The sequence below is a fragment of the Paenibacillus sp. ATY16 genome, assembly GCF_003399985.2.
Taxonomy (GTDB): Bacteria; Bacillota; Bacilli; order Paenibacillales; family Paenibacillaceae; genus Pristimantibacillus; species Pristimantibacillus glycanilyticus.
Genome location: NZ_NMOK02000052.1, coordinates 122,019 through 139,741, shown reverse-complemented (window position 1 = coordinate 139,741; position 17,723 = coordinate 122,019). Strand labels below are relative to the sequence as shown.

Here is a 17,723-nt window from a genome sequence, read left to right as displayed (position 1 = left end):
TAAGGGAACGAGTCTTAATGAACAAAAAAACTGATTTGCGTATCATTCGCTCCAAGCATTCGATTAAAAAGGCGTTTATAGAGCTTCTTAATGAGAAGGGATATGAAGGGATTACGATCCAAGATATTGCCGATAAGGCGATGATTAACCGGAATACATTTTACCTTCATTATCAGAACAAGCCCGATTTGTTAAATGCGTCTATGGATGAATTATTAGAAGAACTAAATAGTACACTCAATCTTTGTTCGAGCAGTAAATCTCCTGTTAGTGGCTCTAAGCTTGAGCAATTAATGCAAACCATACTGGAGAAAATTCAGGATAATATCCCCTTTTACAAAGCATTGTTACTTGATGAGAATAGAATTTATGGTTTTCAATCAAAAATGGAGGAAATTATAAAAAATACAGTGGAAGATGGCTTGGATAATACTACCCTGAAGATTTCAAAGGAATTATTACTCCAATATATCGCATCTACTTTTATGGGCATTGTAATATGGTGGGTTAAAAATGATTTTTCTTATACTCCAAAGGAACTCGCTTCTCAATTCGGAAAAATTCTAACTCATGGACACTTAAAAGCCGCAGGTATTTCAATCGATGATTAATAAAAAGAAGCAGCTGCGGATCGCGTGCTGCTTCTTGGTGTGTTGAGCTATTCCTACCCGTTTGTTTAAGACAAAGGGGCCCTACAGACAACTTAATATATCAATTTCTGATGTTAGTATTAGTAAATCAAATCCTTTTCTTTTTTAATTTTTGCGGTAAGAAACCGGCATCTTTACTGAATTGAACATTCAAATATTCAAGCTCATTAAAGGAACTGTCTATTCGCTTGCCATAATCCCGAATTATTGATTTTATCTTTTTAACCTTCCTTTTCATCATAAAGCCTCCTAAAAATAATATTACACCTTATGACTAAAAAAATAATCGGACTGTGCGTTAATCCGATTGACAAAGCATAAATACTATCCCTCTAATAGCAAATTTCATTATTGAGAAACGTCAGCAGCCGGTCAATATTGACCGGCTGCTATAACAATTTAAGCTTTAAATTTTATGCGAGTCAGCTTCTCACTGATTTGCCAAAGTCGCTCCGCGAGGTCCGGATCAATCGCCCAAGGAAATACACCAGTTAGCTTTTGACTCAGCCCTTGTGGAGCTTCTGCCGTAATGACTTCGGCAATATCAACATCTAAACAGTAAACGCCTCCTTTGCCCTCAAGTTGAGGACTGGTCGCGCACCACACGCTAGTAGCTGCACCCTGCTCCGTTGTCTTTAGTTCTCCAGTTGCTGCAGCTCTTTCCTCTTCTGACATAAAACGTACTAAATCAGTCATAATTCTTCCTGGATGTACAGAAAACGCGCGGATACCATGCGATTGGCCACGCTTGTCCAGTGCAACGGCAAATAGCGCGTTAGCAGATTTGGACTGGCCATATGCCTTCCACTTATCGTATTCCTTCTGTTCAAAATTGGGATCTTCAAAATCAACGCCACCGAAGCGGATACCTGTTGAAGAAACAGAAACCACCCGCGCGTTTTTCGCCCTTTTCAGAGCAGGCCATAACAGCAGTGTTAACTGAAAGTGCCCCAAATGATTGGTTGCAAATTGGGATTCGAAACCTCGAGCGTCACGTACTAAGGGAGGAGCCATGATACCGGCATTGTTGATCAGTATATCCAGCGGTCGTCCAGAGTCCAGAAACCTCTGCGTAAATGCCTCGATTGAAGCAGGATTGATCAGGTCCAACTCTTCTAATTCAACTCTTGGGATGCCTGCAACCGAGGTGAGAGCTTTCTCTGGTGTACGTGCAGGTACAATGACTGTTGCTCCTGCCTCAGCTAAGGCGCGGGTTGTTTCAAGTCCGATGCCCGAGTACCCGCCGGTTATGATAACGATTTTTCCATTCAAATCACAGCCTTTTAGTACTTCCCGTGCGGTTGTTTGAGCACCAAAGCCCGAATGGATTGGTTTTTGAGGCGTAACTTGATAGTTGTTATCTTCTTTCATGTTCATTCTCCTCCTAAACTTGCTTTCTTCATTAGGTCCTTAAAATGCTCCAGCTTATAATTTACTAACTCCAATGTTGCCTTTATTTCCACCATTTGCGATTCAATTTCGTGTTTATGCTTATAAAGTACGTCATAACAGCTCTCATAATTTTTGGCGGTTGCCAAGGACATGTAACGTTTAATTTCTCTTAGTGGCATGCCGGTTCGTTTGATACGTGTAATAAAGTTCAGCCGTTCCAGATGGACCGTGCCATATTCCCTCTGCCCGTTTTCCTTACGCTTCGTCGGCGGCAGGAGCCCAATCTTGACATAATACCGTATCGTGTCGTAGCTGAGTCCTGACCTCTCCGAAATCTCTGCGATTGAAAATACAGGCTCCATCTTTTTCCACCTCTCTAACCAGTTAAACTGTTTCGTTTTCAATTGCATCTGTATCTTAAAATATGGAGTTTACTCCATGTCAACAAATTTTACTATTATTTTGGATGAGAGTTTTTCTCGATGATGAGAAGGCAGTTATGAGTCAGAACATCCTATTTTAAGCTCACTATTACTGGATAGTTTATCCGACTAAAATTGAGTTATTCTGCTCGCACTTAAATAAAGGCGGCAGTTGATCCATTGATCAGTTGCCGCAGTATTGTTCTGAACTATCGTTCGCCGTTAGTTGAATGCTTATTTCGAATTATTAAGTTTATTTCCTGATTCTGCACATCAACAATAAATTATGAGCGAAGGGTCCTCCACTAGAGCAGGATCAAAGGCTTTGTTTCTTATACTAAAACCACCTGTACATAATGCGATCCTGAAGGAGTCACACCTACAATAAGCGTTCTTCCGGGATAAATTCTCAAACAAAGCGTGTTGAAGTTTGTTCATCTGCATCTGCTCCTCTCGAATAAACACAAAGAGGTAAGGGGAATCCCCCTTACCTCAGCCCAGGCGTACGGCTCTAACTTATATGCCTCCTCATGGATCTCCATGCTTCGCCAGTTACATATAACTTTACCTGTTTTTACAACTTAAATTTGATCGAGCTAATAGCTCAAGCCATATTCGTACGATCGTGCTAAAGTAAAAAGCGTTTAACTCAACAAGCTATTATAGGTTAGGGCGTTTTTTAACTAATCAAACGCGGTTAGCAATTAGTACGTATGCATAAAAAGTATTTATATACATTTAATCCCAAACCATAGTAAAATGAACGAAAACATTTTACCTACTTTACGGTTTTTTAGAGTAAAAAAGAGGAGGTGTGCATTTCGTTGAACCTGCAAATTATGCAGCAACGGAGGAACGGAATCGCTTATTTAGTGGCGGTTATATTAATTGTTTCTCTGTTAATAGGAGGGCTGTCTGCTTCTCCGTTGGTGACAAGTGCTGCCGATGTTCAACCTGCGGGAATAGAGATTGAGCTGAAGCTGGGCAGCGATATGGCTTTAGTAAATGGCAAAGAAATAAAAGTTCAAGGTATGTACGAAACAAAAGGCGTCACAATGATACCCGTTAGAGTGTTAATGAATGCTTTCGAGCTAAACATTCAATTTTTTAATAGTGCCCATGAAAAGTCTTTCTCATTGAATAGTAAATCGTATCGGGATTACAGTGCTTTGGTAAAACTTGGCGCACTGGAAGCTCAAGTGGGCGGCCAAGTTGTAAAACTTCCTCAGCCGGCGGTAGAGAAGCAAGGCTCACTTATGGTTCCGTTGCGGGTTTTTGCCGAGTCCCTTGAAGCCGTAGTCAAGCTTGACAGGAAGAATAAGACGATTCGTATTACGAGAGCGGCTGATATTCTCGTCGACGGTAAGCATCGTATAGGCAGCAGTAAGGATAGCTGGTCGATCGCGGCACCGCTTTATAACCCGAGCGAACCGACCGCCACAAGCTGGTTTGGATTCGAGCCCCATCCGGGAGCCTGGAACTGGAGTGGATCGCTAAATGCGAATCCGAACGCTAGTTTCACTGTTACGATATGGACGGATGACGGCGGGAAGCCATTGATGGAGAACGAGGCGTTGGAGCAACTGAAGAAGCAAATCCATACTTCCTGGTTTACGGTTCAGAAGCGGACGTTGAAGACAAGCGACGGTAGTTTCTTCGGTTTTGTGGCCGGCCATAATGAACCGTTCTCCGTCACGTACTCTCAATTCTGGATCCTACGGTTGCCGGAGAAGACATACTATATCGAGATCTTTATTGGCAATGGTTCAGTGGAAAAGCATACATGGGTAGCGGATCAGCTGCTCCCGACTTTCCGCGCATCTTTCGATGATAAGGATGCCAACAGTAAGGATGTTACCTTGATCAAGCAACACGCAACGAATTAAAGAACACCTTCCAGTAAGCCGTGATGCGCTCCGTAATTCGTATTAGGTACTTCAACAACAAGCCTGCAATGGATCTCTGATCTGCTGCCGGCTTGTTGTTTTCAATTAATGTTTTAATTGTCAGGTCAGGAACTTGATTAAACAGTCTGCTTCCCGCTGCTAATCCCCCTCGCCAATATGAGTCTCTTGAATCATCAGCCCGGTGACAACGGAAAAATAGGCATCAACGCTTTGAATTGTTCAAGCGGGGTTCCGGGAAGAAAAGGAACGTTCCGAATCGAAGTTTCTCGCTCAATCACTTATAATATTACCGCTTCATTCTGCAATCTTGTGATAATTTCATCAACGGTTTTTTCAGGAGTTAATTCAGATGAGTCTAACCACAGACCAATTCGAGGTGTTTCATTTCGTAGCACACTATCTAACCCTTCTACGGTCCAAACACCATAACCTTTCTTTGAACGTATAGATTCCCTTACCGTAACAACCGACGAGTGCGGGCAGAGCACCACCACATGTAGAGGGCGGCTTTCGATATAAGAGATAAAATCATACAACAACGGTCCAATGACGACATCTTGAACGATAACCGTAAACCCTGCTTCGTGATACGTCTCCGCGGATTGTGCAGCCAACCGATATCGTAGGCGTAGCTGATCCAATTCTTCACTTCCCGCGTCTGGACGGACTTCTTTACGATTATGCACTATCATTCTTCGGAAAATATCTCCCCGCAAATGCACCGATTTCTCAAATCGTTCCGAGAGTAGCTGCGCCACTGTTGATTTTCCACTTGCCATTATCCCGGTAATTAAAATAATGCTGGGATCTTCCGACAACATAGGAGCATCCTCCTTTTCTTTTTACCTGAATTGTACAGGAAAAAATAACTGATCAAAGGGCGAATTTCACCATAATTGATTTATTCCGCTTTTCTAACTTCCAAATCCGGTTTAAATATCGCGTTTAGAATAAGGTTTCCGATAAAGAAGACCGAAAACAAGGCTAAAAATCTAATTCCTATTCGCTTCAAGAAGTAGCCTCCATAAGGTAGTTGAACAAATTGTTATGATAATCTAGAGTCTGAGATGTCATCATTTTCAATGCAAAATATGAAATAACGGGCTGCGGGAAGCCAAATAACTCAAAATGAGCCGGGAGTGCCCCAAAGCTGACTTTCGGTCATTCCTGTTGCTTCTTTCATCAGCTTCCAAAATGAGTCAGTTGATTGGTAAGCTTCTTTTTCTTGAAATTGAACATAACGGCAACCCCCAGCCTCCACATTCGCTGTAAATAATTGATTTCCATCTTCATAAAAAGCCAAATCATAAGATATGCCAAAATCGGCAGGACAATGAATAATGGCATCTTTGGGTACAACTTTTAAGTTTAACAAGGATTCGTATATTGAGGTTACCATTTCCATCGTATCTACTTGATACTCAGCAGGAGGCTGATGCGTTATCGATTGCAGTTTTCCCTTCCGCTCAATAACTATTTTAGTTGGATGATAGTTCTCCATCTTTTGTATCTTGTCTTCATTTAAGCAAGCCCCCAGAACCAAAAAACATATGAATAATAGAATGAATTTGACCTTCATTACACACCACCTCTCAACTTAATAATGTAGACGTTTCAATATGTGTAATGTTGCGGTAACCTGCCCTTCGTTTACCACTAACTCAATTTTCCGCTTTACCACTATTTGTGATATGGTGCCCACTCACTACTAGACGAGCCATTTTCCATCACGCATCCCTAAAATCCCAATATTTACTGACCAAAAAGAGCCCTCTCGCGAACAACCAGTATTCTATCGTTTTCTTTTGCGACAACAACACCTTCTTAATAATTTCAACGCTCATCAAAAATTAAAGAGCCGTAGGGATGCTTTCCCATACGGCTCTCATGTACGCGCAAGTTGTCTATCTTCAGGGTAATGCCATCAAAGAAGAAGTGTTGCCTTTTTAATGCCTATCCACTAATGACCAGACTAGCGGTTGCTCAGGCATGATTAAGGATAATACATCCTTGTGCTATCCATATAATTGAATGATGTAATAGCCCAATCATTAGCCTTCTTAGTCATCTCCGCTTCAATTCCGTAGCTATAGTCATAATCGCCAACAATCCCATGTGAACTAAAGACCGCTTTAAATTTAGTAAGACTTTTATTCCATTGAATATACTCTGACTCAGGAAGACCTATTTCTGCGTTATTTTTATGATATTGAATCCATTGTTTCTTCTTGGACATCGCATTTGTTGCAAGAGTCAATGCTTGAATATCTGTCAGTGGACGAGCATAAACCGTAATGTGCTCAGAGCTTCCTGTCAAAGTAGATGTATCCCATTTAATATAATCGTTCGGATAGAAGAAGTTACTTAGAGCTTTAAATTGTACATACACCGTGTCATTTTTCAACAATACTCCATTACCAACAGTAGCAGTAAAAGTCTTCCCGCCTTTAGTTAGTGAAGCAGTTTTTGTCTTCTGATTCCAATTTATTTTCACTTCAAGATATTTATCAAGCTTTTCATCGTATTGGAATAGATTATTCGTCGCCATACTACGGAGAGGGGCATATAATCTACCCTCAGAAAGCAAACCGTTTACTCCGCCATATGCATCATAATCATCGTTTGCGGCATAAGAGCTCATTGGACCCATCATTAAAGCGCCACTCATTACACTTACACATACTAATACTGTTTTCTTCATTTCAACCTCCATAATTTTTCATTTAAGCGGAAAATTAATTGATTCATGAATATTAACACCTATACTTACAGATTAGAAGCCAAAAACTGTAAGTCTGGATTGACATAGACTCAGCGAACCTTGTTCTTTATCATTTACATGGTCCTGCTTTCTTCATAATCATACTCGCCTAATCTTCTCGATTCCTTATAACTAGGATTCTTGATTAATAAACATTATGCAGGTTCAAATAATATATAAAAAGTGAAAAAACGGTAAATTAATTTCACCTTTTTTTATTGAGCCGTCTTTGTTTTACTGCATTTCTGGCAGCATATTTGTTTTTATTTTTTATATTTCGCGTTAAAAAGGATCCGCCACTGCGATCCTTTTACTGGTAACGGATCTGATTCCAAGTTGTTATTGCCCCGACTCCAACAGCTGCGGCTCTCAAAGGTATAAACACTCGATTATCAACCATCTACCCCTTTAGAGATACGGTCTCTTTTGCATGAGCAGCCAATGGGCTAAGTAATAAGGCAGATGATACGACTCCAGTCATAATCTTGTTCTTCGTATCCAAGAAATCATACTGTGCATTTTTGTAGTAAGAACCCGGAACATCAATATTCACGCTCCATGAATAACTAGCCGGAGCAGCGACTTTAGCACCTTTGTTGTTGACCAAGAATTCGTAGATGGCCGAATCAATGGCATTCCCGTTGATTTGCCGAACAACGCCGCCCATCGTCATGTGATATTCTTGCTGCAAGGTTTTTACTTGAACGCCAGCTATTATCAGCGGCAAAGTGTCTACCGTTACTGCACCATCCATATAATTAACCTTACAGTTGAAGGTTTCTGCGATAAAGCGCAGCGGGACATAGATTCGGTTATTCTTCACATACGGCTGGACATCCAGCTGGATGGTCGCATCGTTCTTCGTAGCTGCGCTATTGTTTGATTTCATTGTTACATTAATATTGTCTTTTTTAATCGTCACGGCCGACTTCGACCAATCGACGGCAGCTCTCAGATTCTCGCTGACGACGCGCAGAGGAACCATCGCATGGCTATTCCTTACTTCAGGCTTTGCATCGGATACGACGGAAACACCGTCTATGCGAATGGAATGGTTGTCTCCTGCATAAGCAGTCACCGCGGAAGCGGATAAGCTTACCGCAAGCACTAAGCTGGACATAACCTTAATCTTATTCATTTACACACTCCTTCTTTCATCGTAATCAGACCAGCCTAATCGAATTGTAAAGGTTTAAAAAAACAGTAAAAAGTGAATACTGCGGTCAATTGGTTTCACCTTTTTTATTGAGCCGTCTTTGTTTATAATGATCATCTCTGATTATCGTTCCTCACCGGCTTGCTATTACCAATTTTTAGAGGTGATAATTTGTTATGAAGCTAATGGATTATTATGAAAAGCTGCGTGACCGATTCGGCGCTATCGCTGACTTCCAAGCTTTCCCGGTACCTTTGGAAGAGATTGCGGAAGCGCTCGATTGCACCACCGAAATACGACGCTCGTCCTGCAGCGAATGTCGGCCGAGCATCTCATTGACTGGAAACCCGGAAGAGGCCGCGGGAATCAATCGGAGCTCAAATTTCTCTTGGCAAGACAAGAGCTTACTGAGCGCAAGATTCACGAGTTGATTGGAAAGGAAAGCATTCAGGAAGCCTGGCAATTAATCGCCTCTTTGGATGAGATCCAGCAACAGAAATTTATGAGAGGGATTAACCTCCATTTCGGTATTCAATCCAATGAAGAGGAACTCGATATATTAAGGCTTCCATACTCTCGGCAGGTTTCTGTACTAGATCCTGCAAAGGTGTTGCGCAGCTCGGATTTGAACTGGCTTAGGCAATTGATGAACAAACTTGTCGGATATTCTACCAAGGAGAAGAGATTGGTTCCGAGTCTCGCGCATCATTGGGAGTCTGATGCAACGTTCAAGAAATGGACGTTCTATCTGCGCAAAGGGGTTCGTTTTCATGATGGTCATCTCTTCTCTCCCTGCGATGTCATCCATTCGTTTAAGCGCATGCTCGTTAGCTCTCCCTCTGATTGGATGAATGATTTCATAGCGGATATCTATGAATCCAGCAAACATAGCGTTACCTTTGAGCTTACTGAACCGATAGCCGCATTTCCTAATATACTCAGCACGGATCGCTGTTATATTGTTCCAAACGGCTGGGATGAAGAGCCTTCCGACATGCCTAACGGAACTGGACCATACCGCATCGTGAAGAACAATTCTTCGATGCTAGTTTTAGAAGCCCATGAACAATATTTCGAGGGTCGCCCGCATCTAGACCGCATTGAGATCTGGATATGGCCGAATTATCAAGGATCAGCTCTGGAAACAGCTTCGAAGGAGAATACGCATATGCTGTACTACGATCCGCAACCGAATGAAGCTGTAGCTAACCAAGAACTGAATACCCTGCAGGAACTTGAGCAAGGATGTAACTACCTGATCTTTAATCAAATCAAACGGGGGCCTCTGCAGGATATCCGGCTGCGGGAGGCGATTCACTTAGGCCTTGACCGGTGGGGAATCATCGGCAGCTTGAACGGATCTCGGGTGATGCCAGCTAACGGATTTATCTTCACGGAGGAGAATGAAAGCGAAATGCAGCGCGAGAAAGCATCTTACAATCCTTCCAAAGCAATGGAGCTTCTAGCAGCATCCGCTTATAATGGAGAGACTTTACATCTATATACGTATGATAATCCCTTCAATAGAGAAAACGCCGCATGGATACAAAGCTCTTGCGAAAAACTGGGTATCCAAATTGATATTCAAGTAGTCCCAGTTGAGCAATTAGTTGAAATGGAAGTCATGATACAGGCCGACATGATATCGGTTGGGGAAGTACTTGGCGAGCAGGTTGATATTACGCTGATCGATACATTCCGTGCTGGCAGCAGCTTGATTCGGAATCTTCTCCCGCCCGAGTGGAAACAAACCATAGATAATCGGATAACGGATTGTTTACGTGCACCCGATCAATCGGAACGGCTTTCCATTCTTCGAGAGCTTAAAGATGAGCTTAAAGATGAGTATTACCTTCTTTTCCTGCATCATCATATCCGAGCGGTCAGCCATCAAACTTCGCTAAACGGCATCAGCATGAATGTCTGGGGCAAAGTAGACTTCAAGGATATATGGCGCCGCCCGCAGATTTAATTCATGTATACAACAGCAGCCGATCAATATTGATCGGCTGCTGCACTGTTTTTGTTGAACTATAGTCTCCCGTGGAAATGGACACTTTATCTTCCGATGGTAAAGCCATCGTAACTGATGGGGGATTATACATTCAAGTTGATAATTCAAGCATCTGCTAATTTAATTCAAGGAAACTTTACAAGTATGCCTTATATCAAAGAACACTTCAGCTCTTATCTTAATAGTGGTATTTTCTTAAATACAGATGTTTGTGTGAATCAAAATATTATAACCAGCAAGGGATTCGCTCACTATGAATTGATGATGGCTGTTTTAGAGAAGCTGGGTATCACAAAAGAGGACCCTGTAATAGAAAAAATCGCACTCAAATTATCAATCAATCAGCAGAAAAAAATATGAAGTAATAATCGCAATGAGAACATCATTGCGTTTTTCTTTTTTTGATTTTCTCCTCTCGCCGACTCGAATTAGTCGGCTGCCTCATGTGCTTATTCTATCGTTCCCCGTCCCATCCATGCATCACTTTTCTGCACCACAGAGCATCAAAGATAATCCGTTCTTTCATGGTAGTTGAACGATTTTTAATTTACATCGCTCTTATACGGGTTTGCATACAAATCAATATCAAACTCAGCTTTTATACTATTTGCAAATTCAATCAGTTCGTTATCAAGGTGCAAACCTGGTGTATAACCATGTTCCATAATTATCACAATAGAGAACTGGCACTCCAGGTTATACTTCGTTTTTAAACGATTTATAATAGCTGATTTATTTTTCAATGGACTTAGTATCTCGTTCAATTGTTCAGTAACATCATAGGATTCTTGATAATCTGTACTAAGTACCCAAGCGGTTTCTTTTCTATATTTGACAGTAGTATTAACCACATTGTTATTCTTCGGTCTGACGATAACGTCACCTTTGTTATATGTATTTGTTGGTTCGATATTAAGTAATTGCGTGACTTCATTTATAGGAAAGGCATCCCCATAGATACCGAAGTATGCCTTGACTCGGGTATTATCCAATATAAATCACTCCAGTAATTTATTAGAATTCCTCCTATTAACAATAGTATCACTAACTAAGCAAAACTGCCCATAAGTTCAGCAAAAAGCAGCCTAGCTATATATGCCGGCTGCTGTCGTGTTGTTGAGCTCCCTCGGTACGATTCATTTTCTCACAAATGCTCGCTTATTCGCAGGATTTCACCCTTGCCAGAATTACAGAATGAAAGTAAGAGAGCCATTATAGTAGACCCGAACAACATGAAGGCGTGATGAAATAGAGGGGAGGTTTGTTGCCCCATAATATTCCATATGCTGCACGCATTCTCCACGCCGCCCCTGGTGGTTTTCACTCCCATGTCTCAACGGGTCTTTGCCCTCTCATTCCTTCGTTACGCCTGTCCAAGGGGTGGAGGCCGGTCTTGCTATAGTTACGGGTCGGTGCCCTTTGGTTCAATACATCCGGTACCCCGTGCTTTCTTTTGAAATCCTGCGAATAAGCCAACATTCGTACAACGAAACGGTTAAATTATTGCTTAAGCTGCTAGTTGAATCGGCATTGTCTTATGTGGATTGTACGCTTCATTGCTGCGTGCCATTCCAACGAGTATTCGAGCTAATTTACCACACAGTTTCATAAGCGATCTCATCTTCTTCATCTTTTTCACTTGTACATTGTACGTATGCATTGCTTTGAATTCGGGATTATTCCCAACCAAACTCATGGCCATCATGTAAATAAACCGTCGGAGGCGAGATCGTCCACGCTTACTAATCTTCATCTGTCCCGTCCACTTGCCCGAGCTGGCTTCTGCAAGGTTGAGACCTGCGTGCCGAAGCAATGCATTACCATGCGCAAAGCCGCTTAAATCCCCGGCCTCTCCTAGAATGCCCGCTAGTGAAATCGCGTTAATCCCTTTGACAGCAAGCATTGCTTTAGCAAAAGGAATACGGTCTAGCACAGCAATAATCTCTGCCTCAACTACTTGCAGTTGTTGGCAAGCAAGGTCGTATTCAGCTAGGAGTTGCTTTAAATGAAGCTTGTACGCAGACGTAGCTTGTTTCGATCCAACTGAATGACGAGCAAGAGTAATAAGAGCTTGGGCCTTTCTTTCACCAGGCTGACGCTGCATAAGGGATTTCCAACCGCTCACCACATCGTGAGCCTGCAATTCCCCCAGTTCTTCGGGTGTCGGGAAAAGACGGAGCGTGGCCAATGCCCCCTTGCACATAAGGCCTTTAAAGACTTGCCGCAGTTCTGGGAACACCACATCTACCCAACGATGGATTTGATTTTTCGCACTAACGAGTCTCGTTACAACTGAGTCCCGATTTGAGAGAAAGACTCGAAGTTCTTCAAAAGCTTCAGGTGTGTTGCGGATAAAGGCATAGTAGCCATTCTTAACCATGTCCGCAATGACTAGGGCATCTTTTTTGTCACTCTTCGATGGCGTATTGTCGCGGTTTTCCTTATTCTTTTTCACCAGATGTGGGTTGACCAGAACAACTTCAATTTGGTGCTTCGAAAGCCATCTAGAGATATTAAGCCAGTAATGACCGGTAGGTTCCATGCCAACAATGGCCGAGTTAAGATTATGAGCTGCTTGCAAGGAATGAACCCATTGAAGAAGAACTTGAAAGCCTTCTTCATCATTTGAAAAGGATAGTGGATGACCAATGACGATTCCACGGAAGTTAACTGCACGCGCAACATGTGTTTGTTGAGCGATGTCGACCCCGATAACCAGATGCTGAGGGGTAATTTTTTCAATGAGTTGATTTTGTTTGTCTTGGGCTTTAAACTTCATAGTAGAGCGTCCTCCTGGATGATGGGATTTTAAGGGCTATGACCCGTTGCGTACTCCCATCGTACCCGAGGCGCTCTTCTTTTTGCAAAGCTGATAATTAACGCTTTACAGGAATGCTATAGTTTCCCGTTAGCCTTCCATGCATCTGATATTTGCACCACAGAGCATGAAAGTAAATTCGTTCTTTCATGGTAGTTTATTCCCGAAATGCCTAATCAGGCTTCATAGATTAACCGACTCACTTAGAATTTAATTGGTTCAAGTGGTACCCAGGTTAAATCATTTATTCTTGTTAACATTAAGGAAATTCTAACTATTGATGACTGAGGCAATTTGGGATAAATGAACTGATATTCAACTGTTTGATTAGCCTTTACAGATTCAGGTCCAATAACTATCGGAGACTGGTTATTAAAATCAAATTCTTTCTTTATGTCTTCAAGTTCGAAATAAAAATATGGTTTAAAATAATATTCTTGTTGAGAGTCATTTTTAATTTGAACAGTAAGCCTAGCAACATTTTCATTACCTTGATAAGTTGCATGCTCCATATCTTTAATTAATACCGAAACATTATTTGCTACTTTTAGAGATTTCCCTAAAGCAACATAATCAGTTATTTGAGCATCCTTATAAGGAATTTCATCTCGTTCTGGTTTAGTTTGAATTGATATCAAGTTGTTCTTACTGTCATTAATGACTTCAGAATTAAATGCCTTTGCAACATCTCTGACTGGCACATATGTCGAATTATTATAAACTATTGGTTTACTTATATATACTTTTTCATTTAAACCGATAGTTAAATCTGTATTTATATACGCTTTGATTTGTTTTAAGGAACTAGAAGCATTGACTGTAGATGTGAAGGTCAACAATAAGACAAAAATAATTAATATTTTTTTTCGTTTCATTAAGTTAATCTCCTTCAATATCAATTTACACTCCGATCTTTCTTAACGTCTTTTTTCATGTTTCCTAAATTTTACATGACTTAAGTTATTCGTGATATGTTTCAACTATCCTGCCCGTTTAATGTCTTGCCATATGATCATGCCAAAAAACTCCTGAAACTTTTCAGGAATTCTTGTGATTTTTCTATGTTTTTAACTCATTGTACATTGCTGGCTGAAGCCAAACATTAAAGAACTTTATTTTCTCACACCAAGTGGCGAATGGACGGATCAAGCAGAACTTGTAACCTTCCTGTAATATTCCGCTCAGGTTCCTTTCATTATCGGCTACTATAATAAGAGACAAGACCCCCCTTTATATATTCTCTATTGTTGCCTGCGGCTGATTGCCGCAGGCTTTTTGTTTGCCTAGCAAGAAGCCCCCGCAGGAGTATTCCCGCGGGGGCTGCGTACATTAAAGCTCCAACACCATAACGCCGTATGCCGGCATTGCTACATCGTTTTCCAGTGCTGTCCCTGTCAGGAGGTCCGTTACGCGCTGCTTCACTTGAACCGTTACCGGCTTATCCGAATAGTTCAGCAGGAAGGCGTATGAAGCATCCTTCGATGCGCGAATTCCGATCTCGACTTCGGCGGGCGCGGAGATCCGGTCTACGAGAGGCGAGCTTAAACCAAGCTCATCCAAAATTCCGTCGACTACGGGTTCGCTATAAGCAGCTCCTAAGTACCAGACCTGGCCTTCCCCAACGTTCCTGCGGGTTAAAGCCGGCTCCCCTTGATAATATTCGGATGAGTAACGGGCGACAACTTCCGCATCCGGATTCTGAACGCTAAGCACTTCGTTGAAGCCTACCGCCTTCGTGCCTTCGGACAGTCTGCCTTCCCATTGCAGCTCCGCCGCGCTCACTTTACCTTTGACAAGCGTAAAGTCATCAACCATAATGCCGCATAGTCCGGCAACCGGACCCGGGAATGGACGCATGTAGCATTGTCCGTTCAAATCCTTGTACCCCGTACGGGCACCCAAGAACAGCTTGCCGCCCTGCTCCACATAGCGGGTCAGAAGCTCTGCCGTCTCATCGGTCATAATCGCCGAATGCGGATAGACGATGACTTTGTACTTGGCTAAATCCTCGAGTGTTGTATTGGAACGCAAGAAAAGAGTGTCTGCCGGAATATGCCGGTATTGCAGCTGTTTGAACCAGGAACGCATGCTCTGCCACTGCAGAGGGCCATGCCATACATCCATCTCCCCATCCCAGTTATTGTTGTAATCCTGCATAAAAGCTACTTCCGCTTGATAGGCAGTCCCTGCAATAAGAGAGCCGATCTTCGCGAACTCGCCGCCTACCTGTGCCACCTCCCTGACTCTCCGGTTAGGCTGGTTGTGGTAGTCATTGATGCCATGCCAATAAATTTCGGTACCGAACGTTGCCGTGCGCCAGCGGAAATAGACAAGCAGATCGGTCCCGTGAAGTACCGATTGATACGACCATAAACGGATTTGACCCGGTCTTGGCGTTCCCATCTCAATCCGGTCAACCCAGCCGCCGGGGCCGGACTGCTGCTCCATGACGCAGAAGTTCTGCGAGATGGACCTGACGTTAGTCAGGTTAATGCTCCATTGACGGTCTAGCAGCGGCTTGGTTTCATTCTCGTTGTAGTAAACGCTGCTGAACTGCGGATACGAATCATACGAGAAGAAATCGAGCAGTTCATCCGTCATCTTATGATTATCGAGATGGCCGAATAGTCCGTTAGTCGTTACCCAATGCTGCGGCGCCAGCTCGCGGATAATATCAGCCTGCAGCTTGGCGAACGAAATGACGTTATCCGAAATGAACCTCTTCTCATCCAATGCCAAATGCGGGTTCGGCGAATCCGTCTGCGACAAGTGTAACTGCTCCCAATCCGTATAAGTCTGGCTCCAGAATACCGTGCCCCAAGCTTTATTGAGATTGTCTAACGTCCCATACTTTTCTTTAAGCCATACCCGGAATGCGGCATGGTCGGCTTCGGCATAAAACACGTTTTTCTCGCAGTTAAATTCGTTATCGATCTGCCACCCTATAACCGCAGGATGGTCTTTGTAAGCGTTCACCATATTGCGCACGATTCGCTGGGAAAGCTCCCGGTATTTCGAGCTGGAATAATTGTAATGGCGGCGCATGCCGTGTTTAATCAATACGCCTTCCTTCGTTGCATTCAGCACCTCGGGATATTTATGCGTCAGCCAAGCCGGCGGCGTTGCGGTAGGCGTACCCAGTATGACTCTCAGACCGAAACGGTGCGCCAGATCCATCACCCGCGTGAAAAAGCTGAAGTCAAACACCCCTTCCTGCGGCTCGAGCATCGCCCATGAAAATTCCGCCATCCGGATCACCGAGATATTCATCTCCCTCATGCGCCGGAAATCATCCTCCCACAGCCCCTCCGGCCAATGCTCCGGATAATAACAGACTCCTAATGTTAACTCGTCCATTTGGATCGATTTTGCCATAGCGACATCCTCCTTAGCGTATCTTGCTTCTACCTCCATTTTAGTGGACGCCCGGGCAGAAGGATATGACAAAAAGATGCGAACTATATTAAAATATTGTCATATGATTTTTTTGATAATGACTGTTTTATCTCCTGATAATACCTATCGTATAAAAATATTGCGTTATTCTGAGGTGATTAAAATGAAAGAACATATCTTCCTTCCCAAGCCGATTTTCCCCCGTCATATCTGCTTTCCCGACTTCATCGGCGGCTATAGCGACTTCCCAGAGCATGCCGTCAATCGTGAATTTGCCACAACCGAAAACAACCTGGACCGTTATTACAACTTGCACATTGTGCTAGGCGGCAAAGGTTATCTGCACACGGACAACATGACCTACGAGCTGACGCAAGGACAAGGCTTCCTATACGGCCCCGGCATTAGACAGACGTATCATTCGGATGTCCGGGAGCCCTGGAGTATCCGGTGGGTCCATTTTTATGGCGTAAGGCCGGAGGAGTTTTTGGACGGAAAAGGTCTCGATGAGCCTTGGCTCTTTCATTTGCCCGATCTTGCCCCTGCTCAAGCCTTGATGGAGCGACTCCTTGAGCTTGGCAGAAGCTACGAAGTAGATGACGAATACACGGCTGCTTCCACGCTGTACGAGCTGCTCAGCAGAATTCAGACTACCGCCAGCCAGCTTAACGTGTCCGTTCATCAAGCCGCGGACAAAATCCGGGCAGCTGCCAATTACGTGCGCGCCCATTGCAATCAGCCTTTCACCCTGGAGCAGGCGGCCGCGATTGCCGGGTACAGCACCCATTATTTCAGCCGGAAATTTAATCAAACCTTTGGCAAGTCCTTCTCCGACTTTCTGACCGAAGCACGTATACTCCGGGCGAAGCAGCTTCTTGCCTCAACCGCCCTATCTGTGAAGCTTATTGCGCTCGAAACCGGCTTTTCGCAAACCAGCTATTTCAGCAAATGCTTTCGCGATCAGGAAGGCATGACCCCGCTTCAATTCAGGGAAAGGCATAAGGCGTAAAATTATTTCTAAATACCACTTGACTTGTCGGAATTATGGGGTTAATATCTATCCATAATCCTTCAACGTTCATTCTTTTAACGTTGAACTAATTTCATAAAGCCGATTGGATAACCAAAGGCCCAACTCACGTACCCGATCACGGGACGTCTGTTGCGGTCTTTTTTGTTTTCTTCGGATTATGCTTTCGAAGCAAGA

General features: G+C 43.1%; 15 protein-coding genes and 1 riboswitch. Of the genes, 5 read left to right on the top strand and 10 right to left on the bottom strand.

Going from position 1 to position 17,723, the window contains the following annotated elements:
* Nucleotides 1–17: 17 nt before the first annotated feature.
* Nucleotides 18–611, top strand: a complete 594-nt coding sequence (locus CFI03_RS26430) for a TetR/AcrR family transcriptional regulator (protein ID WP_248761185.1) — start codon at nt 18–20, stop codon at nt 609–611.
* Nucleotides 612–1,049: 438 nt separating this feature from the next.
* Here the strand turns inward: CFI03_RS26430 and CFI03_RS26425 are convergent, their stop codons facing one another.
* Nucleotides 1,050–2,021 (bottom strand): oxidoreductase, encoded by a 972-nt coding sequence (locus tag CFI03_RS26425; protein WP_248761176.1) that lies wholly within the window; start codon nt 2,019–2,021, stop codon nt 1,050–1,052.
* A 2-nt stretch (nt 2,022–2,023) separates the two neighbouring features.
* A complete protein-coding gene (locus CFI03_RS26420) occupies nt 2,024–2,404 on the bottom strand; it encodes a MerR family transcriptional regulator (RefSeq protein WP_248761174.1) in 381 nt (126 codons plus the stop codon).
* Between the two features lie 548 nt (nt 2,405–2,952).
* Nucleotides 2,953–3,030: riboswitch (ZMP/ZTP riboswitch) on the bottom strand.
* Between the two features lie 258 nt (nt 3,031–3,288).
* On the opposite strand from CFI03_RS26420, the gene CFI03_RS26415 reads away from it, so the two are divergent.
* Nucleotides 3,289–4,350 carry a stalk domain-containing protein gene (locus CFI03_RS26415; protein WP_248761172.1) on the top strand — a complete coding sequence of 354 codons (1,062 nt, stop codon included), beginning with the start codon at nt 3,289–3,291 and terminating at the stop codon, nt 4,348–4,350.
* A gap of 299 nt (nt 4,351–4,649) precedes the next feature.
* Here CFI03_RS26415 and CFI03_RS26410 read toward each other — a convergent pair whose 3' ends face one another.
* The 4 genes from CFI03_RS26410 to CFI03_RS26395 all read right to left on the bottom strand — a co-directional run bounded on the left by CFI03_RS26410 (nt 4,650) and on the right by CFI03_RS26395 (nt 8,270).
* Nucleotides 4,650–5,192 carry an AAA family ATPase gene (locus CFI03_RS26410; RefSeq protein ID WP_248761169.1) on the bottom strand — a complete coding sequence of 181 codons (543 nt, stop codon included), beginning with the start codon at nt 5,190–5,192 and terminating at the stop codon, nt 4,650–4,652.
* 302 nt (nt 5,193–5,494) lie between these two features.
* On the bottom strand, nt 5,495–5,950 hold the full coding sequence (locus tag CFI03_RS26405) for a hypothetical protein (RefSeq protein ID WP_248761166.1): 456 nt from the start codon (nt 5,948–5,950) through the stop codon (nt 5,495–5,497).
* Between the two features lie 414 nt (nt 5,951–6,364).
* On the bottom strand, nt 6,365–7,072 hold the full coding sequence (locus tag CFI03_RS26400) for a copper amine oxidase N-terminal domain-containing protein (RefSeq protein ID WP_248761164.1): 708 nt from the start codon (nt 7,070–7,072) through the stop codon (nt 6,365–6,367).
* A gap of 460 nt (nt 7,073–7,532) precedes the next feature.
* The gene (locus CFI03_RS26395; RefSeq protein WP_248761162.1) at nt 7,533–8,270 is read right to left on the bottom strand and encodes a copper amine oxidase N-terminal domain-containing protein; all 738 of its coding nucleotides are present in this window, start codon (nt 8,268–8,270) and stop codon (nt 7,533–7,535) included.
* Between the two features lie 298 nt (nt 8,271–8,568).
* Here CFI03_RS26395 and CFI03_RS26390 point away from each other — a divergent pair, with 298 nt between their 5' ends.
* Nucleotides 8,569–10,260, top strand: coding sequence for an ABC transporter substrate-binding protein (locus CFI03_RS26390; RefSeq protein ID WP_283094701.1), 1,692 nt, complete (start codon nt 8,569–8,571; stop codon nt 10,258–10,260).
* Nucleotides 10,261–10,398: 138 nt separating this feature from the next.
* Nucleotides 10,399–10,662, top strand: coding sequence for a hypothetical protein (locus tag CFI03_RS26385; protein ID WP_248761160.1), 264 nt, complete (start codon nt 10,399–10,401; stop codon nt 10,660–10,662).
* Nucleotides 10,663–10,844: 182 nt separating this feature from the next.
* Here CFI03_RS26385 and CFI03_RS26380 read toward each other — a convergent pair whose 3' ends face one another.
* The 4 genes from CFI03_RS26380 to CFI03_RS26365 form a co-directional block, all read right to left on the bottom strand.
* Entirely contained in the window at nt 10,845–11,294 is a 450-nt protein-coding gene (locus CFI03_RS26380) for a DUF4279 domain-containing protein (protein WP_248761159.1), read from the bottom strand.
* 515 nt (nt 11,295–11,809) lie between these two features.
* Complete coding sequence (locus tag CFI03_RS26375; RefSeq protein ID WP_248761158.1) at nt 11,810–13,081, bottom strand: IS110 family RNA-guided transposase; 1,272 nt, start codon at nt 13,079–13,081, stop codon at nt 11,810–11,812.
* 242 nt (nt 13,082–13,323) lie between these two features.
* A complete protein-coding gene (locus CFI03_RS26370; protein ID WP_248761157.1) occupies nt 13,324–13,995 on the bottom strand; it encodes a stalk domain-containing protein in 672 nt (223 codons plus the stop codon).
* A 454-nt stretch (nt 13,996–14,449) separates the two neighbouring features.
* Nucleotides 14,450–16,495, bottom strand: a complete 2,046-nt coding sequence (locus tag CFI03_RS26365; protein ID WP_248761156.1) for a beta-galactosidase — start codon at nt 16,493–16,495, stop codon at nt 14,450–14,452.
* Nucleotides 16,496–16,679: 184 nt separating this feature from the next.
* On the opposite strand from CFI03_RS26365, the gene CFI03_RS26360 reads away from it, so the two are divergent.
* Complete coding sequence (locus CFI03_RS26360; RefSeq protein ID WP_248761155.1) at nt 16,680–17,525, top strand: helix-turn-helix domain-containing protein; 846 nt, start codon at nt 16,680–16,682, stop codon at nt 17,523–17,525.
* The last annotated feature ends 198 nt before the right edge of the window (nt 17,526–17,723 follow it).